At 50.4% G+C, this 22,930-nt stretch carries 20 protein-coding genes and 1 pseudogene; 16 read left to right on the top strand and 5 right to left on the bottom strand.

All coding sequences use genetic code 11. From position 1 onward, the window contains the following. Positions 1-34: 34 nt before the first annotated feature. Positions 35-934, bottom strand: a complete 900-nt coding sequence (locus IEW11_RS05320) for an AraC family transcriptional regulator (protein ID WP_188529727.1) — start codon at positions 932-934, stop codon at positions 35-37. A 151-nt stretch (positions 935-1,085) separates the two neighbouring features. Here IEW11_RS05320 and IEW11_RS05325 point away from each other — a divergent pair, with 151 nt between their 5' ends. Next, positions 1,086-1,814: a ThuA domain-containing protein gene (locus IEW11_RS05325; RefSeq protein WP_188529728.1), complete on the top strand. Its 729-nt coding sequence runs from the start codon at positions 1,086-1,088 to the stop codon at positions 1,812-1,814. Positions 1,815-1,882: 68 nt separating this feature from the next. On the opposite strand, the gene IEW11_RS05330 is transcribed toward IEW11_RS05325, so the two are convergent. Next, a complete protein-coding gene (locus IEW11_RS05330; RefSeq protein WP_188529729.1) occupies positions 1,883-2,152 on the bottom strand; it encodes a hypothetical protein in 270 nt (89 codons plus the stop codon). 253 nt (positions 2,153-2,405) lie between these two features. On the opposite strand from IEW11_RS05330, the gene IEW11_RS05335 reads away from it, so the two are divergent. Next, entirely contained in the window at positions 2,406-2,978 is a 573-nt protein-coding gene (locus IEW11_RS05335) for a TetR/AcrR family transcriptional regulator (RefSeq protein WP_188529731.1), read from the top strand. Here IEW11_RS05335 and IEW11_RS05340 read toward each other — a convergent pair. Next, complete coding sequence (locus IEW11_RS05340) at positions 2,975-3,370, bottom strand: (deoxy)nucleoside triphosphate pyrophosphohydrolase (protein ID WP_188529733.1); 396 nt, start codon at positions 3,368-3,370, stop codon at positions 2,975-2,977. The two genes, IEW11_RS05335 and IEW11_RS05340, sit on opposite strands and share 4 nt — an antisense overlap. Positions 3,371-3,747: 377 nt before the next feature. Here IEW11_RS05340 and IEW11_RS05345 point away from each other — a divergent pair, with 377 nt between their 5' ends. The 12 genes and pseudogenes from IEW11_RS05345 to IEW11_RS05400 all read left to right on the top strand — a co-directional run bounded on the left by IEW11_RS05345 (position 3,748) and on the right by IEW11_RS05400 (position 19,443). Beyond that, positions 3,748-6,111 carry an AraC family transcriptional regulator gene (locus IEW11_RS05345; RefSeq protein WP_188529735.1) on the top strand — a complete coding sequence of 788 codons (2,364 nt, stop codon included), beginning with the start codon at positions 3,748-3,750 and terminating at the stop codon, positions 6,109-6,111. A 186-nt stretch (positions 6,112-6,297) separates the two neighbouring features. Continuing rightward, positions 6,298-7,215 (top strand): ABC transporter permease, encoded by a 918-nt coding sequence (locus IEW11_RS05350; protein WP_229724985.1) that lies wholly within the window; start codon positions 6,298-6,300, stop codon positions 7,213-7,215. A gap of 24 nt (positions 7,216-7,239) precedes the next feature. Beyond that, positions 7,240-8,124 (top strand): carbohydrate ABC transporter permease, encoded by an 885-nt coding sequence (locus IEW11_RS05355; protein ID WP_188529737.1) that lies wholly within the window; start codon positions 7,240-7,242, stop codon positions 8,122-8,124. Between the two features lie 122 nt (positions 8,125-8,246). Continuing rightward, a complete protein-coding gene (locus IEW11_RS05360) occupies positions 8,247-9,824 on the top strand; it encodes an extracellular solute-binding protein (protein ID WP_188529739.1) in 1,578 nt (525 codons plus the stop codon). A gap of 225 nt (positions 9,825-10,049) precedes the next feature. Next, entirely contained in the window at positions 10,050-11,339 is a 1,290-nt protein-coding gene (locus IEW11_RS05365; protein ID WP_229724965.1) for an FG-GAP-like repeat-containing protein, read from the top strand. After that, entirely contained in the window at positions 11,336-13,546 is a 2,211-nt protein-coding gene (locus IEW11_RS05370; RefSeq protein ID WP_188529741.1) for a glycoside hydrolase family 88/105 protein, read from the top strand. The genes IEW11_RS05365 and IEW11_RS05370 overlap by 4 nt, the downstream gene beginning before the upstream one ends. 48 nt (positions 13,547-13,594) lie before the next feature. Continuing rightward, the gene (locus tag IEW11_RS05375; RefSeq protein ID WP_229724966.1) at positions 13,595-14,281 is read left to right on the top strand and encodes a DUF1961 family protein; all 687 of its coding nucleotides are present in this window, start codon (positions 13,595-13,597) and stop codon (positions 14,279-14,281) included. A 3-nt stretch (positions 14,282-14,284) separates the two neighbouring features. Further along, positions 14,285-16,885 (top strand): exo-rhamnogalacturonan lyase family protein, encoded by a 2,601-nt coding sequence (locus IEW11_RS05380; RefSeq protein ID WP_188529743.1) that lies wholly within the window; start codon positions 14,285-14,287, stop codon positions 16,883-16,885. A 331-nt stretch (positions 16,886-17,216) separates the two neighbouring features. Beyond that, positions 17,217-17,381 (top strand): annotated as a pseudogene (locus IEW11_RS05385) (IS1182 family transposase); the annotation flags it as partial. A 184-nt stretch (positions 17,382-17,565) separates the two neighbouring features. Continuing rightward, entirely contained in the window at positions 17,566-17,979 is a 414-nt protein-coding gene (locus IEW11_RS05390; RefSeq protein WP_188530208.1) for a DUF4279 domain-containing protein, read from the top strand. Positions 17,980-18,221: 242 nt separating this feature from the next. Continuing rightward, positions 18,222-18,692 carry a GNAT family N-acetyltransferase gene (locus IEW11_RS05395; RefSeq protein ID WP_188529744.1) on the top strand — a complete coding sequence of 157 codons (471 nt, stop codon included), beginning with the start codon at positions 18,222-18,224 and terminating at the stop codon, positions 18,690-18,692. Between the two features lie 229 nt (positions 18,693-18,921). Continuing rightward, entirely contained in the window at positions 18,922-19,443 is a 522-nt protein-coding gene (locus IEW11_RS05400; protein ID WP_229724986.1) for a DUF4362 domain-containing protein, read from the top strand. 618 nt (positions 19,444-20,061) lie between these two features. Here the strand turns inward: IEW11_RS05400 and IEW11_RS05405 are convergent. After that, positions 20,062-21,441: a Glu/Leu/Phe/Val family dehydrogenase gene (locus IEW11_RS05405; protein ID WP_188529746.1), complete on the bottom strand. Its 1,380-nt coding sequence runs from the start codon at positions 21,439-21,441 to the stop codon at positions 20,062-20,064. Positions 21,442-21,537: 96 nt separating this feature from the next. Here IEW11_RS05405 and IEW11_RS05410 point away from each other — a divergent pair, with 96 nt between their 5' ends. After that, positions 21,538-21,735, top strand: a complete 198-nt coding sequence (locus IEW11_RS05410; RefSeq protein ID WP_188529748.1) for a YwbE family protein — start codon at positions 21,538-21,540, stop codon at positions 21,733-21,735. Positions 21,736-21,788: 53 nt separating this feature from the next. Here IEW11_RS05410 and IEW11_RS05415 read toward each other — a convergent pair whose 3' ends face one another. Continuing rightward, positions 21,789-22,286, bottom strand: a complete 498-nt coding sequence (locus IEW11_RS05415; RefSeq protein ID WP_188529750.1) for a glutathione peroxidase — start codon at positions 22,284-22,286, stop codon at positions 21,789-21,791. 168 nt (positions 22,287-22,454) lie between these two features. On the opposite strand from IEW11_RS05415, the gene IEW11_RS05420 reads away from it, so the two are divergent. After that, positions 22,455-22,916, top strand: coding sequence for a MarR family winged helix-turn-helix transcriptional regulator (locus tag IEW11_RS05420; RefSeq protein ID WP_188529752.1), 462 nt, complete (start codon positions 22,455-22,457; stop codon positions 22,914-22,916). Positions 22,917-22,930: the final 14 nt, after the last annotated feature.

Genomic DNA, 22,930 nt, shown 5'->3' on the forward strand with positions numbered 1-22,930 from the left:
ATGCTTAAGGGCCCTGTGCGGGGGCCCTTGCTGTTTATTCCATCGTTGAGAGCCCTCCGAGCATGACTTCTTTGTAACGCTTGGGAGACATATTGTTAAACTTGTTGAACATCTTGTAGAAGTGGGAAAGGTTGATAAGTCCGACCGTTTCCGCTATTTCGTGAATGCTGATATCCTGGGTGAGCAGCAGCTGCTCCGCTTTCTTGATGCGCCTCCAGTTAATGTAGGTGGTTACCGGCATGCCCATCGTTTGCGTAAAGCTTTTGGAAAAATAATGATAGCTCATAAACGCCATTCTGCTTAAATCCTTTATGTCGAGCTTCTCGGATAAATGCTCGTCAATATAGTCCAGCACAGGCTTCCAACGCAGCATTTCGCGGTTATCATGTGGTTGGATCAAACCATCCCGATCGTATCGAATCATGTATAACATCAGTTGTTTTATATTGTGGCTTACCGCCAGCTCATAACCTCTGCGATTCGCAGAGGTTTCTTCATGGATATCGAGCAGGCACCTGCCCATCGCTTGGCGTGCTTCCGGATCCTCCTGCAGCATGTTGTTAAGACTGCTTAACTTGCGAAAGGGGTGGGAAAAAGAGCTGTAATACATCATACTTGCCGAATCATAGTAGGCCTGAAGATCGACCTGGAGCACCAGGTAGGAAAGCGGGCCGCTGCCTTGCATGGCGGTGCGGTGCAGCTGGTTGGAATCGACAATCATGACGTCGTGCTTCTCAAGCTTGATCAATTGCTGCTCCAATTGAACAAGCATGCTGCCTTCGAAAATATATAGAAACTCCACCTGCTCGTGGTAATGCCATGGTTTATCGAGCGTATCGGAATCGGTTGCTGCAGGGTTGAGGATCGGCCATACTTTTAATCTTAAGGCAGGGTTCTGGTAATGGACTTGCTCATGGAGCGCTTCACTATACATAGATGATCCCTCTTCACAAAATCGAATAAATAAATAACAGATATGGACATAGGCTTACTGCCGATTTTCCTATAAGATGGACAAAGTCATATGTAGTTTACTACTGATGCAGCAACCAAGCAACCATCCTAAATAGAGGAGCGTGAAAGTATTGAATCGTTCAGTCAAGGTTACGATCTGGAATGAATTCAGGCATGAAAAAACCAATGAGAAAGTGATGCAGGTTTACCCGCAAGGGATGCATACGGTCATTGGCCAAGCAATGCCTGAGAACTATACGGTTACCTATGCAGCATTAGATGAGGAAGAGCATGGATTAACAGAGGAAAGACTGCAGGAGACCGATGTTCTGATCTGGTGGGGACATGTGGCTCATGATGAAGTCGATGACCGCATTGTACAGCGGGTATATGAGCGGGTCCTGAAAGGGATGGGGTTAATCGTGCTGCATTCCGGACATTTCTCGAAAATCTTCAAAAAGCTGATGGGTACCTCCTGCGATCTGAAATGGCGTGAGCACGAGCCAAACGGAGAGCGCGAGCGGTTATGGGTCGTACGCCCCGGCCACCCGATCGTCGAAGGCATCGGAGAATATATCCAACTGGAGAATGAGGAAATGTATGGGGAGCACTTCGACATTCCACAGCCGGATGAGCTCGTATTTACAAGCTGGTTCCAAGGCGGCGAAGTATTCCGCAGCGGCTGCTGCTGGAACCGGGGACAAGGCAAGGTGTTCTACTTCCGTCCGGGCCACGAGACATTTCCTACTTACTTCAACAAAGATGTTCAGCGCGTGATCGCCAATGCAGTGGGCTGGGCCGCTCCGGTTGCAAGCGCCGCACCGGTATACGGAAACGCGAAGCCTTTGGAGAATATTTAATTTATTATTAATAAAGATAAGGTTAGGGGCTGCCTTCAAGGCGGCCTCAATAGCCCACACAGCGTCCTTCAATCCCAAGGCCGATCCGGCGTATCCTCTTTATCCCGAGGCCGCAGCGATTTGATGGCTTTACCCGTATCCCGCAAATTTGCCTTCGCAACTGCCATTGAAGCTTTCAGATCCTGTGCAGCTCCCTTGGCATCATCTATGGTTCCATTTACTTTGTCCGCTGTTGTTTTGGCATCCTCTGCGGTTTCCTGTATATCGCCTTTCATTTCATCCACCGATTGCTTGATATTATCGATATTGGCTTTGAGTTCGTTAATGGCCTTTTTCAAAGTGACCGCCTCCTTAAAAATAGAGAGCCTTTCTCCTCCTTACCCCAAACGAGCGAATTAGATTCATCGGGCAATAGAGCGGGCGATGAATAATCAATAATGAGCTGACAAAGAGGTTGATCATCAAGTGAATGAGGCCATCCAATTACGGGTGGCCTTTAACAGACTTTCCTCTTGTGAAAACTAATGTAATTAGTTATTATAATAATAGAAATAGCTCTGACCGGAAAACGAAACGAAAGGAAGGGACAACATGTCACCACGAATGGGATTGGATCTGCCGACGATATTGCAAAAAGCGGGAGAAATAGTCGATGAAAAGGGGCTTGATCATCTCTCGCTCGGAGAATTAGCCAGACGATTGCAGATTCGCACGCCATCGCTATATAACCATATCGAAGGATTGGAGGCGCTGCGGCAAAAGCTCGCGATCCACGGACTTCATAACCTTCATGAGCGGATGGTGTATGCGGCTGTCGGGCGCTCCGGCGATGAAGCCGTTCGGGCGCTAAGCGAAGCGTATGTAAGCTTTGCCAGAAATCATCCCGGACTGTATGATGCGACCTTTCGTGCACCGGAGACTGATGATCCTGAGCTTCAACAAGCCCAACACAAGGTGGTGGAGCTTGTCGTTCAAGTGCTGCAGGTGTATGGATTGAAAGATGAAGCGGCACTGCATACGGTTAGAGGCTTTCGAAGCATTTTGCACGGATTTGCTTCCATTGAGCTGGCGGGCGGGTTCGGTCTGCCTCTTGATCTGGATAAAAGCTTTCTCCTCTTAATCGATACCTTTCTTGCAGGTATCCATTCCGGGACCTCAAACTAAGTGTTTGTCTGAATGATCCGAGCCACGGTTGGGATATCCGCAGGGGCCCATTCCAGAGAATGCAGCTGTTCCAATGGCAGCCAGATCAGCTTTTCATGTTCATTAGGTTTGGGTACGCCATCTACAATGATTGCTTTGTAAGTCATTAATCGTACCGTGATTGCAGGATAGACATGTGTGACATCGGCCACCAGCTCGCCAACTGCGATCGAGCAGTTTAATTCCTCTCTTATTTCCCGGGTGAGGCTCTCCCCGGGCGTTTCACCGGGTTCGATCTTCCCCCCTGGAAATTCCCACAAACCGGGCATCGACATGTCGGTTGAACGGAGTGCGCATAACACTTCGTTCTTTTCATTTATAATGACCGCGCCAACAACATCCACTGTTTTCATATATGACCTCAAATTGTTTTATTTTTAATCATTATAACCGATATGCGTGCAAAAATGGCTGGCGCCTGCTTGGGAGCGGGATTCGTGTCTGCCGTGTATTGTGCACCACCTCCTGTTCAGCGATTTAAGCAGAAGACAGCTTCATGCAAAAAAGTGCAATTGAAGGCCGTCCTAAAGTGCGATAAATATAGGCTATCCGCCATATTACACTGATTTTTGAACAAACAAGACGGTTAATTCACTATAGTCTTTCCACATCTCCCCATACAATGAAATAAATGAAACGGAAGTGTTTTGAAAGCGCTTAAATTAAACGAAAAGGCGGGTGACTCAAGTTGTTAAAGAGGTTCCGGGCCGGGATAACAAGGATGGACAGGTTGAAGAGAAGACAACGGGGAAGCTTTTACCGGAAAAGCCTGATCTGGCTGCTGCTCATCACAAGCATTCCAGGATTTATTACGGCAGGCTGCATTTATTGGTTCTCGGTCAGCCAGATCGAGAATGACCTAAGCGCGCTTCATCAGAGTCAGATTGAAGAACGGGTAAAAAACGTCGATGACCAACTGATGTATCTCGAGCTGAGCTTGTCGCATTGGGCATTCAGCCCGCGTTACGGAGCGGATCTGCAGGAGCTTGATTTCGTCTATCACTTTCAGGATACGCGTGATGTAACCAAATCGCTGGTCGTGCTGCATGGCTCGAATCCGTTAATTCAGGATGTGTCGTTGTATATTGAACGGAACGAGCCCGTCCTCTTTAAGCCCGAGCATTATAAAGTTGACGATCCATCGATACTCTCGGAATATCGCAAGCTATTGGATGATAATCGAAGCATTTATTGGACTGACCGGGTCTCGGAAGCAGAAGGCGATAACGGGCAGCGGCCATCCGGTTTGCATGACCCGGTTACCATCGTGCACAAAATTCCCGGCGGGAGCGCCTCTCCGTTCGGCGTGCTGACGGTGACGCTGGACCGGGAAAGATTCGTGAATGTGCTCAGAACATTAACGCCGTATAACGAAGGCGCGACTTTCCTGATGGAGGATAGCGGAAATATTCTCTTATCGGACAACAGCGCCGGGAATGACGTTGATGTATTGCTGCGGCAGGAGGTGATGAACCGGGAGCAGCCCTCCGGAACGTTCATGTGGCAGCAAGGGGATAAAACCTATTCCGTTTCTTACGGGCAATTAAAGCGGGTCGATAAACTTTGGACCTATGTATCCGCTGCGCCGATGACAGCGATCACCTCGCCGGTGATGGCGTTGTCCAATATTATTCTAATTGTGAGCTTGGCCGGACTGCTGCTTGCCTTGATGCTGTCGTGGCTTGCGTCCATCCGCATGTATTCGCCCATTGCCCGGTTGATCCGCAGGTTTAGCGGCGATTCGGATTTTCAACATGAAGGCCGCATGGATGAATTTCAATATATCGAGAATCAGTGGAACGTTGCAGCTAGTGAAAGTCTCAATCTGCAGGCAAAGCTTAACGATCAACTGCCTGGCCTGCGGACCGGGTTTCTGCTGCAGCTGCTTCAAGGCCATCTGCATGCTTATAGCGAAGAAGATCTGAGGGAGAGGATGAAACGTTACGGATGGAATGTCGAGAATCATTGCTTCCATGTGCTGCACATCCGGCTGACGGGAGATCGCATCTTAAATGAGAGATATGCACATGGCGATCAAAGCTTAGTCACGTTCGCAGCTTCTAATATTATGGAAGAGCTGGCCGCCCATCGGTTCGAGCAATTCAGTGTCATGAATTTTCACGATCTGTCTGTTGGCCTGTTCATTATGTCGCCGGCCGATATGCCGCTCTCCGAGTGCTTAAATGCTTATGGCGAAGAGATTACATCGGCCATTAACCGCATTCTCAAGCTCCAGGTCACCATAACGATCAGCCGGCAGACGGACACCGTAAGGCGAATGGCCGAGACCTTCATGGAGGTGGAACGGGCTGCCGGCTTCCGGCAATTTGTGAATCAGAATCAAATTCTCAATATGGAGGAATTATCCGCCGTTGAGGCCAATCACGAGACGAATTATCCGTTTGCGCTGGAGCTGGATATCATTCAATCGATGCGCAGCGGGAAGTTGGCAACGGCGGAGGACTTGATTGCGCAATTTTTGAAAGTGATCCAGTCCTATCACGGCACAGAAATTCAAGTGCAGCAGAGTATGCTGCAGCTGCTCGGCAGTATCCAGCATATGATGCTGCAATCCGGGGTCAATCCGTTTCGATTATTCAGAGGAGCCAATCTGTTTGAACGATTATCCGACATTCGCGACCCGGACAAGATGCAGCACTGGATGAAGGAACAGGTCGTTGTTCCGTTTATACAGGAGCGGGAGTCGCGCGCTAACCTTCAGTCGAAGCAGATGATCGAACAGACCGTTGGCTATATTCAAGCGAATTATATGAAAGATCTGTCCTTGGAAAGCTGTGCTGACCTTGCCGGAACGAACTCATATACGCTTAGCAAGCTGTTTAAGCAGAATACGGGTGTCAATTTTATTGATTATGTGACCGAGCTGCGGCTTGTCAAGGCGAAAGAGCTGCTCCGGGGCACCGATTGGAAGATCAATGATATAGCCGAAGCGGTCGGCTACCAACAGCGGTATTTCAACCGGATTTTCAAGAAGCAGACAGGCATTACGCCAACCGAATACCGGGATTTTACGCCGGATTACAAGAAAGACGACATCCGCCAAAAGAGTACCACAGCCGTGAGAAAGCCTTGAATATCAAGGCTTTTTCCATGCAAAAATGTAGAATTGAAAGCGTTTGAAATTTGGACGATACTCAGAATCACAAAGCCGTGCTGCTAGGCAGGCAAATCCACAATAGAGAGGGAGAAACAGGTGGACTCAACATTACAATCCGGGCCAGACGCAGCTGTGAAGGCGAAGAAGTCCAAAGCAACCGTCTTGGGATCACAAAGACCATCCTGGATCGGCAAGGTAAAGAAGGACCGATGGTTGTATGTGCTTTTGCTGCCGGGGCTAATTTATTTTCTCGTATTTAAATATTTGCCGATGTGGGGTGTGCTCATCGCCTTCCAGAACTTTCAGCCGTTTGTCGGCTTTTGGAACAGTGAATGGGTAGGATTGGAAAACTTTCGCAACTTTTTCGCTAATCCGGATTTTGTCCGATTACTGCGCAACACCTTTATATTGGCTGTGTACGATCTGGTATTTTTCTTCCCCGCACCGATTATCGTTGCGCTGCTGCTCAATGAAATTCGCGTCAACGTCATCAAGCGTTTTATTCAGACGATGGTCTATGTGCCGCATTTCATCTCGATGGTAATCGTTGCGAGTATGACGTATGTATTTTTGACTACGCAAGGCGGCGTCCTGAATGAAGCTGTCTTTCAAATTACGGGCAGGAGGATCGACTTTCTGGCTGATCCCGATTGGTTCAGGCCGCTCATCATTCTACAGATCATGTGGAAAGAAACCGGCTGGGGGACGATCATCTTCCTGGCGGCGCTTGCCTCGGTCGATGTGGAGCAGTATGAAGCTGCTGTAGTGGACGGGGCCAACCGGTTTCAACGGTTATGGCATGTTACGCTGCCGGCGATTTCCAGCGTTATCGTCATTCTGCTGATTTTGCGGTTAGGCAACTTTTTGGACAACGGGTTTGAACAGATCTTCCTGATGACGAACTCCTTGAACAGAACGGTCGCCGATGTGTTCGATACGTATGTTTACTTCGTAGGGATCACGCAGGGCGCATTCAGCTACAGTACCGCGATTGGCCTATTTAAATCGATTGTCGGCATTGTGCTCATCTACGGAAGCAACTGGCTCGCCAAACGGTTCGGCCAGGAAGGGCTGTATTGATTATGAAAGGGGTGAAGGGATTTCATGGGATCCAATCATGACTCATTAGGCGAGAAAGTATTCGACGGCTTCAATTACCTGTTTCTGTCTATTTTCGCAGTAATCACAGTACTGCCGTTCATCTATATCTTTGCAGGCTCGTTCGCTACCGAGGCCGAGCTGTCGGAACGTTCTTTCTTTCTAATCCCAAGGGATTTCTCGATTAGCGCTTATCAATATATTTTCTCATCGAATACGATTTTCCGCAGCATCGGTGTATCCATCTACATTACCGTTGTCGGAACGATCACGAATCTGGCTTTTACACTGACGATGGCCTATGCATTGTCCCGCCGCGATCTGCTGGGCCGTAATTTGATCATGAATCTGGTCATTTTCTCGATGCTGTTCAGCGGGGGCATGATTCCGACCTATCTTGTGGTGAAAGAGCTTGGCTTGCTCAACAGCTACGGAGCGCTCATTTTGCCGGGAGCGATCAGCGCCTTCAACCTGATCATTATCAAAAATTTTTTCCAGCAGCTGCCGCCCGGACTGGAGGAGTCGGCGCGGATTGACGGGTGTACAGATCTGGGCGTCCTGTGGCGGATCGTGCTGCCGTTATCGATGCCGGTCATTGCGACATTCGGTCTCTTTTATGCAGTGGGTCACTGGAATAATTTCTTCTCGGCCCTGCTTTATCTTAACGATCATACGAAATGGCCTTTGCAGGTCATGCTGCGCGAGATTGTCATGCTGTCGCAGCTTGCGATCGGTGATATCAACAATATGGACCCCAATTATGTGAAGCCGCCGGAGCAGTCGGTCAAGATGGCCGTGATTGTAACAGGCACCATTCCGATTCTGCTGGTGTACCCTCTCTTGCAAAGACATTTTGCCAAAGGGGTATTGTTAGGCTCGATAAAAGGATAACAAGTTCGATTGATGGATCATCGCGCAGCGTTGCCCGGTGTGTGCTCAGGATACCGCTGCGGGATATCTATAGATGCTGCAATTGCAGCGCAAAGTTCAAGATGAAAAGGGAGGATAAAAAGATGAATGTGAAGGTGCTCGGTGTAAAAAGAAAGATCGCTTTGCTCTGTGCGGTTGTGATGATGTTATCTGTGCTTGCCGCATGCTCGGGAGGAAATGGCGGCAGTAATGATCCTGCGCCGCAGGAGCCAGCTAACACCGGCGGACAAAGCGCCGGAGAAGGAAATGCAAATGCTGCGCAGGCAGAGCCGCTGGAGCTCACCATTATGGTCCCTGCTTTCAGCACAGAGCTTCCGGATGGCAGCAGCCCGGTTCTTCAAGAGCTGGAAAAGTACACGAATACGGATATTACGATGCAATTTGTGCCTAACAGCTCGTACGGGGACAAAATGAACATCACGCTTGCATCGGGGCAGCTTCCGCATCTGATGGTCGTAGACCGTAACTCAGCCAGCTATATTAATGCCGCCCGTACCGGGGCTTTCTGGGAGATAGGCCCTTACCTGCAGGATTATCCGAACCTGAGCCAGGCGAATCCGATTATTTTGAACAACTCGTCCGTGGACGGAAAAACCTACGGCATTTACCGGGGCCGGACACTAGGCCGGATGGGCGTATCGATTAATAAGGATTGGATGGAAAAGGTCGGCCTCTCGGAGCCGAAGACGATTGATGAATTTTACAACCTGCTGAAAGCGTTCAAAGAGCAGGATCCGGACGGCAACGGCAAGGATGACACGTACGGGACGGTCATTACCAAATACGCCGGTCCTTGGGACATTATGCAAGTATGGTTCGGCGCTCCGAACAAATGGGGCGAGGGAGCGGACGGCAAATTGGTGCCGACGCATATGACGCCGGAATATAAGGAAGCGCTTAAATTTTTCAAGAAGCTGTATGATGAAGGGCTTGTGAACTCCGATTTTGCGGTTATGGACCCTGCGGTATGGCTGGACCCGATTGTTAACGGCCAAGCCGGCGTCATGGTTGACGTGGCGGACGCCGCCCGCCGCATCGACGGCAGAATGCAGGAAAAGGCGGAAAGAGAAGAGCCGTATATCGACGTGTTCCAGGCTCCGGTTGGACCGAAGGGGCACAGAGATATGCCGACCTCAGGTTATGCGAACGTGATCGCGATCTCCAAATCCGCGGTAAAAACCGAGGAAGAGCTGAAGCGCGTGCTGGAGTTCCTGGATAAGCTGGGCGATGTGGAAATGCAAATGCTGCTTGGTTACGGCATCGAAGGCCGCCACTATGAGATGGTAGACGGTTATATCAAGCCGCTCACAACACCGGAAGACGTTGCGCTTGTCAAAGAGCTGGAAGGCATGAACCAAATGCTGACCTTCATCGGGCCGGTAACGCCGCAGCTTGAGATGACCGTTATCAATGAGAAGGTGATGCAGGTTCAGACGGCAAATGAGGAGATCGTTGTCAGCAACCCCGCAGAGCCGCTTGTCTCCGAGGTGTATGCGCAGAAGGGGCAGCAACTCGACAACATTATCGCTGACGCGCGGATTAAGTATATTGTCGGCCAAATCGACGACAACGGCCTCGACCAGGCGATTGCGCTGTGGCGCTCCAGCGGCGGCGACGACTATATTGCGGAAATCAATAAGCTGTATGAGGAAGCGAAATAAATAAGCCTGATGAGTTAACAGTTCTTTAAACCCGGATGATGAGAATTAGAACTTTTTTTGGGCGGGGTGTCCGCTTCAGCCGCTGTTGGATCCGGGAAATTTTGCATCGATAGCACAGACCCTGCGGACACCCTCGCCCTTATGTGTTCTAACTCATCATTAAAGGGATCAAAGAAAGTCGCTATTCTAATCAGGCTAGAAGGAAGAAGGAGGGAGGAATGGCTAATGCGGATGCTGCGGCAGGAGCCGCACTTGCTGGGAACCATCAACATTGAAGAGGCCGGGCTGCGCTGTAAGATGCTGCTGGGCGACATCAACGGGGACGGACGGATGGAAATCGTCATGGTGCAGCCTGACGGGGGAATCGACGACCGTTATGTTCCGCATCAGGTCCAGTGTTTGACGGCCTTTGATCTGGACGGCAATAAGCTGTGGCAGGCCGGCACTCCCGATTCGAATGCAGGAGGGCCCGGCTCGGATTACCCGGCTCAAATCTATGATATCGACGGGGACGGATACAACGAAATATTGTGCGTGATGAATAAACGGTTTCTCGTCCTGGACGGTCAGACCGGCAAGGAGAAACGCTCGTTTGAGCTGCCTGCCGAGGAGGCGCATGATTGCATTATTATCGCGAACTTGAGCGGCAATGACTTTCCGCAGGACATCATTTTGAAGGACCGGTACAGAAACCTGTGGGCCGTTGACCGTGATTTTGGGCTGTTATGGACATTCAGCGGCAACCCGGGCCACTATCCTTGGGTTTATGATTTCGATGGCGATGGACGTGACGAGGTCATGGCGGGGTATGACTTGCTCGACCATGACGGCACATTGCTCTGGTCATGTCAGGACCTGGATGACCATGCGGACTGTATATGGGTTGGCAATGTGGATGGCAGCGGAGATCAGATCATCATCGGCGGCAGCGTGACGGTCATGTATGATCCTGAAGGCAAAGAGCTTTGGCGCTATGACGGCTCGATTGAGTCGCAGCATGTGGCGCTCGGCAAATTCAGGGATGATCTGCCGGGCCTGCAGGTTGCCGGACTGGACCGTATTGTCCGCGAGGATATGGGCGGGGCGGTAAAGAAGCGCGGCAAGGATGGGCTGTTCCTGCTCGATGCGGCCGGTAAAGAGTTATGGAAGGAAGACAGGAAGACAGACGGCTGGCTTACAATTATCGAGACGGTGCGCAGCTGGGACGAAGGACCGCTTGATTATATTTTGGCGTACCGCCGCGGCGGCGGTGTGAACCCGACGCTCTATGACGGCCATATGAATGCGGTCGTGACATTTCCGGTAGACGGATATGCGGCCCATGCCGATTTGACGGGAGAAGGAAGAGAACAAGTATTGATCTACAATCAGCAGACTGTATCCATATTCGGAAGCAGAGAGAGTGGTCTTAAAACACTCCGGCCGGGTATCACGCTGCAGCAGCCCAAGCGGCTGTACAGCTCCACATTATATCCTGGCGGAGAATATAAGCGATTGGAAGGTGACCCACGATGAGCTATATCCACCCGCCTTCACACAGCAGCTATGCGGTTTATCAAGGGAATATCGAAGAGACGCTTCGGTTGATTGCCGATCGTTATATCGGCAGCCACCCGAAGCATCCTTTTGTCTATCGGGCATCCTCTTTAAACGGATTTAAACGGAGCGGGGATTACCGTTATGAATTGAATATGGATGTTAAGCTGCCTGGCCTGCGTTTAGGCCAGTTTGTGTATGCGTGGGCAAAATGCTGGTGCGAGCAGGAGTCGGAGTGGGCGTTCAGCGTCAGCTGCTTTGGACCGACCCGGCTTCACGTGAATGGCCGGCAGGCATTCAAATCGAATATTCAGGAGGATGTCTTTCCAGACCGCCGAAGCTGGTTTCGCATTAAACTTCAGCAGGGCTGGAATCATTTTGTGCTGCAGTTCGAGAAGACTGGAACCGGCTGTGGTGCGTGTTTTGGCACGGGCTCAATCAAAGGGCTGCCGCTTCATTTTATCGTACCGTCCACCGAGCGCGAAGGCCAAGAAGGCTGGATCTTCACGGAAGGGCTGGATCAGGAGCTGGTTGAGCTGCCAGGTCCGGACATGTCCGAGGCGGATACCGGTCTGGAGTGGCTGCCAAACCGGGCTTGGACGGATAATGAGCGTGCTGCGGGCGTATTTGCCCGATTATTCGGCAACCAGAAAGGCAAGTCCGCTTGGGCGTGGACGAAGCTGACCAGTGCGTTCCCTGGCGAGCGGCTGATCGAGCTGGAGGGCGATCATCAAGGCCCAATCACGATCTGCCTAGACGGAATGCCGGTCTATGAATCCCCGGAGACATCGGGCAGGTTCCGGATTTCCCTTCCCGTCACCTTCGGCAATCATGATCTGCTTGTACGCTCGGTATGCGCGGATGAAAGCTGGGGGATAAGCTTCCAGCCGCCAGCCGCAGGCTTTCAACTGAAGAGCCCTCACGAAGTATTAGGCTCGGATGATCAGTGGTTGTATTTAGGTGTCTTCGAACCGGGGGATGAACCGGATCTTCACGATATCCCTGCAATGGATACCCTGTTCAAAACGGCGGAAGGAGAAGGCGGCCGGTATTGGAGGGTCGATCAGCCCAATACCGTGGTGAGACCGTTTGCGGAGGCAACGAATTTCGGCAGATGGAACTATCCGCTTGGCGTCACACTCTATGGCCTGCTTAAGACAGGAAGAGAGCTGGGACGAAGCGATTATGTCGATTATGCGCTGAGCCATATTGAACAGTGCACGGCCTATGACGGCTATGCATTATGGGATAAAGCGGCCTATGGCGCAGCCGGCGTTAACCATCAGCTATCGGCAATCGATAGCTTGGATGATTGCGGCTCTTTTGCCGCAACGATGCTTTATGCGATGGAACAGCGAGAGCTGGAGGGCGGCCGTGCCGTCGCAGACCGGATCGCGGAATATATCAGCCATGAGCAGGACCGGCTCGAGGATGGAGCGTTATACCGGGTGCATGGCAGCACAGATTTCATGCAGCAGACGATGTGGTGTGATGACTTATATATGAGCACCCCATTCCTGAGCCGGTATTACAAGCTGACAGGCAATCCGGCTTATGTGGATGACGCGGCGCTGCAATTTTTGCTGTACAAGAACTATTTGTTTATGCCGCAGGAGAAGATCATGTCGCATGTGTATGATTTTAAATTCAACAAACCGACCAGTGTGCCGTGGGGACGCGGCAATGGATGGGTGTTATTTTCGCTGACCGAGCTGCTCGCTGTGCTTCCTGAGGATCACCATCGGCGGTCTGAGCTGATGTCGTTCTTCAATGAGCTGTGCGAGGGATACTTAAAGCTGCAAGGTGAGAATGGGCTATGGCATCAGGTATTGAATGTACCGGAATCGTACGAGGAGACGTCCTGCACGTCGATGTTTCTGTATGCTTATGCGAGAGGGCTGCGATACGGCTGGCTGAAGGATCAAGACCCCTATATTCAAGCGGTTTTGAAGGGATGGGAAGGTCTTGCCAAAGTATCCATTGATCGCAGCGGCAATATTTATGGCGTGTGCAGAGGCTCCGGGTATGCCTTCTCCCCGCTTTACTATAAGGATGAACTGACCTGGAATTTGAATGATACCCATGGAATCGGAATCGTGATGCTGGCTGGCATCGAGGTGTTAAAGCTGCAGAGAAAGCTGCAGGCTGGCGGGAAAACAGCAGGGCTGGTGGAAAAACAGCATTGATTGGATGAAATGAAGCCACACATAACAAAGAAAAAAGGAGGGAGACGCTTGCGGCTGAAGGTGGAGGATGAGGAGCTGCTCTATACGAACGCTCTGGCCAGTCCGAAAGACATCGATGGCTTTGTGATGGAAGGGGACGGGAGCGTTACCTTCCCGACGGGCAGGATGCGCCTGGAAAGCACGCGCAGTCCGGAAGAGGGCCAGGCTGCAAATGTCGTGTATTGGTGCCCGCAGACATTCCCGGACGACATTGCGATCCGCTGGCGCTTCTGGCCGATTGGCCAGCCCGGGTTGGCCATTATGTTCTTCTGCGGGGCAGGGCGAAACGGACAGGATGTGCTCGATCCCTCGCTGCAGGAGCGAAACGGGATCTACGACCAATATCATCATGGCGACATCAACGCTTATCATGTCTCGTATTTCCGCAAGAGCTACCCGTCTGAGCGGAGGCTGCAAACGGCGAACCTGCGCAAAAGCTACGGCTTCCACTTGGTGGCGCAGGGCGCTGACCCGATCCCTCACGTGGTCGATTGCGACCCGCCCTACCGCATGGAAGTGCTTAAATGCGGCGCGGACATTGTATTTTCAATTGAAGACATACCTATATTTCACTTTACCGATGATGCTGTTTCTTATGGTCCTGTTCTTGGAGCGGGAAAAATCGGCTTCCGGCAGATGGCGCCGCTGGTCGCGGAATACTCTGATCTGGAGATCTACAAAGTGAGGAGAAGATAACTTATGGGCGAAGGACAACATGTAAAATTAGGGTGGCTCGGCGAGCCTCCAGCTGGAACAGTGAGCAGCACTTGGGGCATCCCATGGGCGGCAGGGACGCTGCAGCGGGAGGAACAGCTTGCACTGCTTGGGCCAGATGGAGTAAGCGTTCCGGTACAGAGCTGGTCAGCGGCATATTGGCCGGATGGCAGTGTGAAATGGACAGCTCACGCCGCCGTATTGCCAGCGTCTTCGGCAGGCGATTATAAGATAACGAAAGGAACCCCGTCATCCGTTGACCAGCCGATCTTTGTCACAGAAACAGAGAACGGGATCGAGGTGGATACCGGCGTTATTATCTGCCGGTTGAACCGCAGCGGAAATTCGTTGATCCGGGAGATTGTCCGTGGCGGCAGCCGCATCTGCTCAGACGGCAGGCTGGTTGCGATCCGTGAAGCTGCTTCCGTCATATCTGGCCAGAAAACCGTCAGGGAAGAGACGTTTCACAGTGTCATTCTCACTGCCAAGGTGGAGCAGCGAGGTCCCTTGCGCACCGTGATCAAGATGACCGGTCGGCATGAGATACACGGTGGCGGGAGGCAGTGGCTGCCCTTTACACTCCGATTGTATTTTTTCGCCGGCCAGGCTTCGATTCGGGTCATGCACACGTTTCTGTATGACGGCAACCCGCAGCAGGATTTCATCAAAGGACTTGGCATCTCCTTTGGCGTTCCGATGAGGGGACCGCTTTATAATCGGCATGTGAGGTTAGCGGGCGATACGGGATGGTTCAGCGAATCTCCAAAAGGCTTGATGACCATGCGGTTATCCGACAGGGTGGCTGAATATTACCGGAGACAAATGAACGGCGAGATAATTGAGTTTGATGATCAAGAGGATGAAGCGTTCCTTAAGCTGCTGAACGATTCCGCCGTATGGAACGGCTTCAAGCAGGTCCAGTTATCGGCGGACTCCTATACGATCACAAAGCGTACGCAGGAGGGCTGCAGCTGGATCCGCTCGGCGGTAGGCAGGCGTGCCCGCGGACTGCTGTATGCGGGCGGAGAGGGGGGCGGCCTGGCGGTTGGCGTGCGCAGCTTCTGGCAAAAATCGCCCACCGCACTGGAGGTTGATGATACGGCCACGGACGAAGCGAGGATGACAGCCTGGTTCTGGTCTCCGGATGCCGGGGCGATGGATCTTCGGCATTATGATACGCAGACACATGTGGCCTCTGCATATGAGGGTGCGGATGAGCTGCGCAGTACGCCTTACGGGGTTGGCAACACGAGCGAATGCGTCATTTGGTGCTGCGGTAGCACGCCGGGTGCTTCCGAACTGGACGCGATGACGGAGCTAAAGGAGTCGCCGCCGCTGCTCATTTGCGAGCCGGAGCACTATCATGCTTCCCGGACGCTCGGCGTGTGGAGCCTGCCGGACCGCAGCACGCCGCTGAAGGCCCAGCTTGAGGACACGCTGGGCAGCATCATTGCATTTTATCAGGAAGAGATTGAGCAGCGCGGCTGGTATGGCTTTTGGGATTACGGCGATGTGATGCACAGCTACGATCCGGTGCGCCATACGTGGCGATACGATATCGGCGGCTGCGCCTGGCAGAATACCGAGCTGGCGCCCAATATATGGCTCTGGTATTCCTTCCTGCGCACAGGCCGGGAGGATATCTTCCGGCTGGCTGAAGCGATGGCAAGGCATACGAGTGAAACCGATGTCTATCATATCGGCGAGTATGCGGGACTCGGTTCCAGACACAATGTGCTGCATTGGGGCTGCGGGTGCAAGGAGGCGCGGATCGGCATGGCCGGGCTGCATAAGTTCTACTTTTACTTGACGACGGATGAGAGGATCGGCGACATTATGGACGAAGTCAAGGACTCGGACTTTACGACGCTAAATCTCGATCCGATGCGGGCCTATTATCCGAAGGATGAGTTCCCGACCCATACGCGCAGCGGTCCCGATTGGTCGGCCTTCTGCTCGAATTGGCTGCTGCAGTGGGAACGCTATGAGGATACGGCTTACCGCGATAAAATGCTGAGGGGCATTGAATGCCTGAAGCAAATGCCTTACCGGCTGCTGACAGGACCTGTATTCGGCTATGATCCGAAAACAGGGATTCTTGAGCATATGGGGCATGAGAATTACGGGCATCACCTCATCATCTGTATGGGCGGCGCTCAAGTATGGACGGAGATGGCGATGCTGCTGAATGATCCGGAGTGGAGCGGCATGCTTGCGGAGTTTGGTGAGTTCTACAACCTCTCTCCGGAAGAGAAAAGCCGACGGACCGCTGGAGCGATCAACGGCAAGGATTGGAACATTCCCATGCTCTCAACAGCCATGATGGGCTACTCGGCCGCCCATTCCGGCGATGTACAGCTCGCGCGGCAGGCATGGGACATTCTGCTTAACGACCGGTCCCATTGGCACATCGGGACGGCCCTGCAGAGCGAGCCGGTACCGATTGCGGAGTATGTCAGGCCGGTCCGGGAAATTCCTTGGATCTCCACCAACACGGCGTCCCAGTGGTCGATCAATCTGATCGTATGCCTGGAGCTGATCGGCAGGCACCTGCCTGCCGCCTTGGAAGCTCGGAATGACAAATAGGGGTGAGGGTGTCCGATAAGCATATGCTTACGAAGCGAGGGCTGTCCCATCAGTCATCGATGATGACGACGGGATAACCCCTTTCTCTTAAAAGTATTGGTTTTACCGCATTCACTGCGCAGTCGAATGTTCTTCCGATCGCTGTTGTTCCCGGATTCCCTTGAATAAATAGGCCGAGGTGGGAATCCGGGAACAAAGGCGACCGCTGACGCTTCTCCAGAATCATTCGATCTGCTTCGTTAAGGCGTAACCGTTTCTTTTCTAAAAACTAAGAAGCCTTTCCTTGTTAACATGTAAGGACGACCAAACATGAACAAAGGAGAGGCTTCTTTTGTACATCGAATATACCATGGACCAGCTTACTTTGCCCATGGACTTGCAGGAAGATATCCCCGAAAACCATCTCGTCCGCGTTATCAATGATGCCGTCAATCGCCTACCTATGAAGATCTTCACTCAAGCTTATCCCGGCGGCGGTCGAGATCAGAAGATTCCTGCTTCGCGTGTTCATTGAAAATAAAGTTTTAGACTGAAAATCAAGTATTAGACCATGAAAATAAAGTTGTAGACTGGCCGCGTGCATTAAGCTATTGGGCAGTTTTGCTTAGTCAGTGATACAATCGACTTGAAGGGATTTCTAAGTTAAACTGGGGTGGTTGAGAATGGATAAGACCAGTGTAATGGCGTATTTCAGCATCTTTGGGGACGACTTTCCATTAGATAAAGTTACGCAAATACTGAATATTGAACCGACCAGATCGTACAAGAAAGGCGAAGTTATTGTCAGACCGAAGAATGACAATGTGATTATTACCACCACCATTTACAGAAAAGAAACTGATTGGGAACTTAGTACAGGTTACCAAGAGTCCACTGATATTAATGACCAATTGTATTTACTCTTAGATACATTGGAAAATAAGGTGAGCGAATTAATTAGAATCAAAGATGAGTATAAAGTTTCGTTCACATTTATGATTGTGATAAATATCGAAAATAATGAAACACCAGCTATGTGTTTAGAACAGAGATTTATTAGCTTTGTGCATACGATAAATGCGGGTGTGGACTTTGACTTGTACATTTTTAGCTAATTGGTTGAGCTAAACGGGAAACGTTAGTTTAACCGGCAGCCGGATTTTCGGAATTAGACTACAAAAACACGAGCAATCAAAGAAAAAAGCAATTCGTTCCTTGCGGGAATGGGCTGCTTTTTTGCATTACTCCACGCGCGGCGAATCGGGTGAGACGGGCAAATTTGGCAAGATCCGCGGGTCTTGATTTTTTTTATAGGTAATCTAGGCTGATTTTCTAATTCTTAAATGGGGAGGAACATATGTATAACTATCGATCTTTACAAAAAAATGATCTTGAAACTATTTGCTCTTTTCCGAAAAGCGAAGAGGAATTATATTATATGTTCCCTAAAGCGACATACCCGTTAACACCAAAACAAATTGAGGAAGCCGTTAAAAGTAGATTGGAACCCACTGTTGTTTTGTTTAATAATGAAGTTGTGTCCTACGCTAATTTTTATGATCATGATGGCGAATCTTGTTGGCTAGGCAATGTCATTGTTTCCCAGGATTATCGAGGAAAAGGTGTGTCTCAATTTTTAATTGAAACTATGGAATCAATTGCGAAACAAAATATGAATGTAAATAAACTGAAACTGGTCTGTCATAACACTAATACACGGGCAATTTTATTTTATAAAAAGCATGGGTTTAGACCTTTCGATATCTCTATAAGAGTTAAGCCATCAGGGGAATTTATTGCTGGTATACATATGGAAAAGATTCTTTAAGATTAACGGAGAACGATAGTGAATCACCAGGGAGCAGATCGCATCGGTAGCTGCTCCCTGGTTTTTATTGAAGTAAGGGGTAGTTTTATGCAAATAATACTATAAGATCTGTCATGGAGCTAATGTATATTACTCGCATGTGAAACATTCGTACTCGCGGCAACGTTCTTAAATGTGAGGTGATCTTTCATGATCAAATGGGTGTTAACATTAGCAGCTGCCTGCCTTGATGCTGCTATCGGGCTGCAGTGAGAAGTCCGGCAGACCTAGCGACAATACTATCAATCCTTCTACTGCACCTGCTCCAGGGGAGACGGTTACACCCCGAGCGAAGCCGAAAACGTTCCCCGCTGTGTCAGACCCTTATGATGCTGACCAAGCAGCTGCGAATGGCGATGTGGTGAACGTTCACGGGAAGATGTACAATCTCGACAAGTGGCAGCTGTTTTTGGCGAATCTCGATATGGGTGTGCCGAATCAGGTGCGTATTACGCAGTATACTGATGAAGGTGACCCGATCCTCTATGAGCTGGTCTATGATGGGGCTGAGGTGATTGCCTATACGTACGACAACTCGAGGGACGGATTTGGCAGCGATGCAGGTCGTCCGAGCACGGTGTGCCGGGGTATTGAGCTCGAGGAGAACAAGGAGTCCGGCTCCCATTACAAGCTAATCGGATGCGATGATGATGAAACCGGTAATACGTTCTGGTTCATGAACATAGCGGAGGAAGCCGAGCAGGGAAGCTAAGGGCGTATTTTCCTATTACACGAAATCAACACTAGATTAACAGAGCCTCTAAAACAGTGATGTAGTTCGTCAAATATTATCAATGAATATTTGATCAAATACCCTTTTCGACGTTAAACTCCTAACGGGGAACGTTAGTTGAACAAAGACAGCGGCAGTCTAAGACTTTATTTTTCAAGTCTTGGTCCGCTACTGTTTCATTTTTATAGGTAGTCTAATACTTATTTTCGAAGTCTGGCGATTTTTAAACTCAAAAAACCGCGTTAAATCGGGCCCCTCAGTCTAAAACTTTATTTTCACATGACATCGCGGCTTACAAAAAGTAAGTTTAGAGGTCGGGTGGCTTTTGCTTGCCCATCATTTGCTGAAGAAGGCCGCAGTTGACCGAAGACGATAAATGGCGCCACAGATAGGAGACCTACCGTTCTAGAGGTACCTATCAAGCTTCAATATTCTCATTGAAGATCCCTTTGGGACAGCCTCTTCAAATGTACATGATGGCCTTCTGGTCCTCCCTTCACGGAATCGGATACCCCGCCCCAAAAAGGCTCTAATGCTCATCATTCGAGTTATCGATAGTCAGGAGCGCCGCATACCCGATGCGGCGCTATTTGGACGTTAATAGAGCTTCCCTTGAATATACAGATTCGTTGACAGTTTCATTACCGCATGGGTGTAACAGTTGTGGCGCAGCGGGAATGAATCGCCAAAATATTGCGGCAGAATGGCATTCATCGTGCCTTTCATTTTGCTATAGAGCATTTCGAAAATTTGAGCTTCGCTATAGAACTGCGTCTCTCTTCCCTGAAGCCATTCAAAGTAAGATACGATCACGCCGCCCGCATTCGCCAGAATATCGGGAATGACAATGGCGCCTGTATCATTTAACACTTGGTCCGCTTCACCGGTTACCGGAGCATTGGCGCCCTCGACGATGATTCGCGCTTTAATCTGATCCACATTATCTTGATGGATCTGGTCCTCCAGTGCGGCTAGGATCAATACATCAACGTCCAGGTAGAGCACTTCTTCCCGGTCCAGAAGCTCGGCTTTGATGCCAGACTCGGTAAGCTGCTCGTCTGTTGCCGGCAGGTCGCCCCCGGACTTGGAGGTGTAATCGGCAAGTGCCGGGATATCCAAACCATTGGGATTATATAAAGTCTTGTTGCGGTCACTAACAGCAACGACCTTGTTCTGCAAGGAAGTGCAGTGATAAGCCTCTAATGCGGCCACCGAGCCCACATTTCCGAATCCCTGGACCGCAAGCTTTAACGCCAGGTTTGTATGGTCGAGGGCGGTCTTCGCGAAGGGATTGCTGCTGCCGTTAAGCCAACTGCTCTGCGCCTTCAAGAAATCATAGATCATATAACGGAACGTGAAGTAGACGCCTTTTCCCGTCGCTTCTCTGCGCCCGAGCGAGCCGCCGTTCATGACGCTTTTGCCGGTAAAGCTGCCGCGGTATGGCTTGCCTGGATGAATACTCTTATACTCCGACATCATCCAATCCATTTCCCGTTCGCCTGTGCCAACGTCCGGCGCCGGAATATCCTTGTCGGGTCCGATCACATCACTGAAGTATTGCACATACTTTTTACATATATAATAGAGCTCTTTCATGGAGTATTCCCGCGGGTTAAGGACGACCCCGCCCTTACCTCCGCCGAAAGGAACCTCGTGCAGCGCATTTTTCAACGTCATCAATGCGGCAAGATTAGTGACCTCGTCTTCATTGACCGATTCGTGGAACCGGATGCCGCCTTTGTATGGTCCTAATGTATCATTATGCTGAATACGAAAGGCGGGAATACGGACGACATTGCCATTATCAAGGGGGATTCGCAAAAATGATTTGTGAACCTTGTTTGGTGTGGAAAGAATGGAAGCTAGCGATGTGAAGGCTTGCTTGCGTGCCGTATCTTGCAAATTCGGCAGGAAGGAAGTGTCCTCCAGCAGCGCATTTAAGGATTGCTGTACGATTGCGCCTGTAGGGCCGGCCATAATCATCTCCTCCTTAATTTTACTTTGTCTCCCATTCATTTTATCATAGTGAGGGAAACGAACCAAAAACAAAGAAACAAGCAAAAGGAGCCTATTATGAACGGAAACAACAGAGCATCGATCAGACCGGGCATTACGGTAGATATCGTATTGAAGCAGGATCAACGAAGCGGAAAATTAACACGAGGGATCGTGAAGGATATTTTGACTAACTCGCCTACTCATCCTCACGGCATTAAAGTGCGTCTGCAGGATGGCCAGGTAGGGAGGGTAAAAGATATTATTTCATCGTAAATGTGGGGATGGAATCGGTCGGCCGGAGGGCTCAAGCCCATCCCCGGTGAAACCTAACGTTTGGCGGCAGACTGCTGCAGAAGCTGTTTGATGTGCGGCTCAATCTGCTCGGGCTTGTCAGTGGGAGCGAACCGTTTCAGGACACGGCCATCGCGGTCGACAAGAAACTTGGTGAAATTCCACTTGATCGATTTGGAGCCGAGAAGGCCGGGCGCTTCCTTGGCAAGGTGCTGGAAAAGAGGATGGGCATTAGCGCCGTTGACATCGATTTTTGCAAACAGCGGAAAGGTCACGCCGTGATTTAGTTCGCATGTCTGAGCAATCTCTTCTTCAGCTCCTGGCTCTTGACCTGCAAATTGATTGCTTGGGAAACCGAGGACGGCAAATCCTTGATCCTTATATTCTTCATATAGCTTTTGCAGCCCTTTGAACTGGGGTGCAAAACCGCACTTGGTAGCTGTATTGACAATAAGCAGAACATCGCCCTTCCAAGAGGACAAGTCCTGCGCCTCACCGCGAATGGTGTTTACTTTTATATCATACAGAGACATTATAAAAACCTCCTCGATAAATTTATCGCAATTAAATTGTATAAAATTTAAAAGGTGGTTGTCAACTTTTAAACGGTTTTGACACCTATTAATGAGGGTGCTATAATGGCTCCGATTAGGTTGTATGCAATCTAAAATGGCCCGCAGGTTAGAATGGAGGTAAGAGGGATGGAACATGGGAATGTCTCGGATGAAGAGCGGGATGCGGCATTAAAGCTGGAGAATCAGCTTTGCTTTGCCGTGTATGCCTGTTCCCGGGAAATGACGAAGCTGTACCACCCGCTGCTGAAGGAAATTGGCCTTACCTATACACAATATGTTACGATGCTGGCCTTGTGGGAGAAGGATCAAGTCACGGTTAAGGAGCTTGGCGCCAGATTGTATCTGGATTCCGGAACGCTTACGCCGCTTCTGAAGAAGCTGGAGTCGATGGGTCTGATCACTCGTTCGCGTCATAAGGCGGACGAACGCAGCGTCATCATCGCGCTTACAAAGCAGGGTACCGAGATGAAGGAAAAGGCAAGGGAGATTCCTGCAAAGCTTTACGGGCAATCGGGAATTTCACTGGAGGAGATTCATTCCTTGCGGCAGCGCATAACCGAGCTGCTGACCAAGGTTCAACAGCCTTAAATGGGAGGTCGTGA

It is taken from the genome of Paenibacillus abyssi (assembly GCF_014640295.1).
Taxonomy (GTDB): domain Bacteria; phylum Bacillota; class Bacilli; order Paenibacillales; family Paenibacillaceae; genus Paenibacillus_D; species Paenibacillus_D abyssi.

What these genes read in the sequence shown, in the direction of transcription:
- IEW11_RS05320 (WP_188529727.1), bottom strand. Translation starts at nt 934, where the DNA reads ATGTATAGTGAAGCGCTCCATGAGCAAGTCCATTACCAGAACCCTGCC.
- IEW11_RS05335 (WP_188529731.1), top strand. Translation starts at nt 2,406, where the DNA reads ATGTCACCACGAATGGGATTGGATCTGCCGACGATATTGCAAAAAGCG.
- IEW11_RS05340 (WP_188529733.1), bottom strand. Translation starts at nt 3,370, where the DNA reads ATGAAAACAGTGGATGTTGTTGGCGCGGTCATTATAAATGAAAAGAAC.
- IEW11_RS05355 (WP_188529737.1), top strand. Translation starts at nt 7,240, where the DNA reads ATGGGATCCAATCATGACTCATTAGGCGAGAAAGTATTCGACGGCTTC.
- IEW11_RS05360 (WP_188529739.1), top strand. Translation starts at nt 8,247, where the DNA reads ATGAATGTGAAGGTGCTCGGTGTAAAAAGAAAGATCGCTTTGCTCTGT.
- IEW11_RS05365 (WP_229724965.1), top strand. Translation starts at nt 10,050, where the DNA reads ATGCGGATGCTGCGGCAGGAGCCGCACTTGCTGGGAACCATCAACATT.
- IEW11_RS05370 (WP_188529741.1), top strand. Translation starts at nt 11,336, where the DNA reads ATGAGCTATATCCACCCGCCTTCACACAGCAGCTATGCGGTTTATCAA.
- IEW11_RS05380 (WP_188529743.1), top strand. Translation starts at nt 14,285, where the DNA reads ATGGGCGAAGGACAACATGTAAAATTAGGGTGGCTCGGCGAGCCTCCA.
- IEW11_RS05390 (WP_188530208.1), top strand. Translation starts at nt 17,566, where the DNA reads ATGGCGTATTTCAGCATCTTTGGGGACGACTTTCCATTAGATAAAGTT.
- IEW11_RS05395 (WP_188529744.1), top strand. Translation starts at nt 18,222, where the DNA reads ATGTATAACTATCGATCTTTACAAAAAAATGATCTTGAAACTATTTGC.
- IEW11_RS05400 (WP_229724986.1), top strand. Translation starts at nt 18,922, where the DNA reads ATGCTGCTATCGGGCTGCAGTGAGAAGTCCGGCAGACCTAGCGACAAT.
- IEW11_RS05405 (WP_188529746.1), bottom strand. Translation starts at nt 21,441, where the DNA reads ATGGCCGGCCCTACAGGCGCAATCGTACAGCAATCCTTAAATGCGCTG.
- IEW11_RS05410 (WP_188529748.1), top strand. Translation starts at nt 21,538, where the DNA reads ATGAACGGAAACAACAGAGCATCGATCAGACCGGGCATTACGGTAGAT.
- IEW11_RS05415 (WP_188529750.1), bottom strand. Translation starts at nt 22,286, where the DNA reads ATGTCTCTGTATGATATAAAAGTAAACACCATTCGCGGTGAGGCGCAG.
- IEW11_RS05420 (WP_188529752.1), top strand. Translation starts at nt 22,455, where the DNA reads ATGGAACATGGGAATGTCTCGGATGAAGAGCGGGATGCGGCATTAAAG.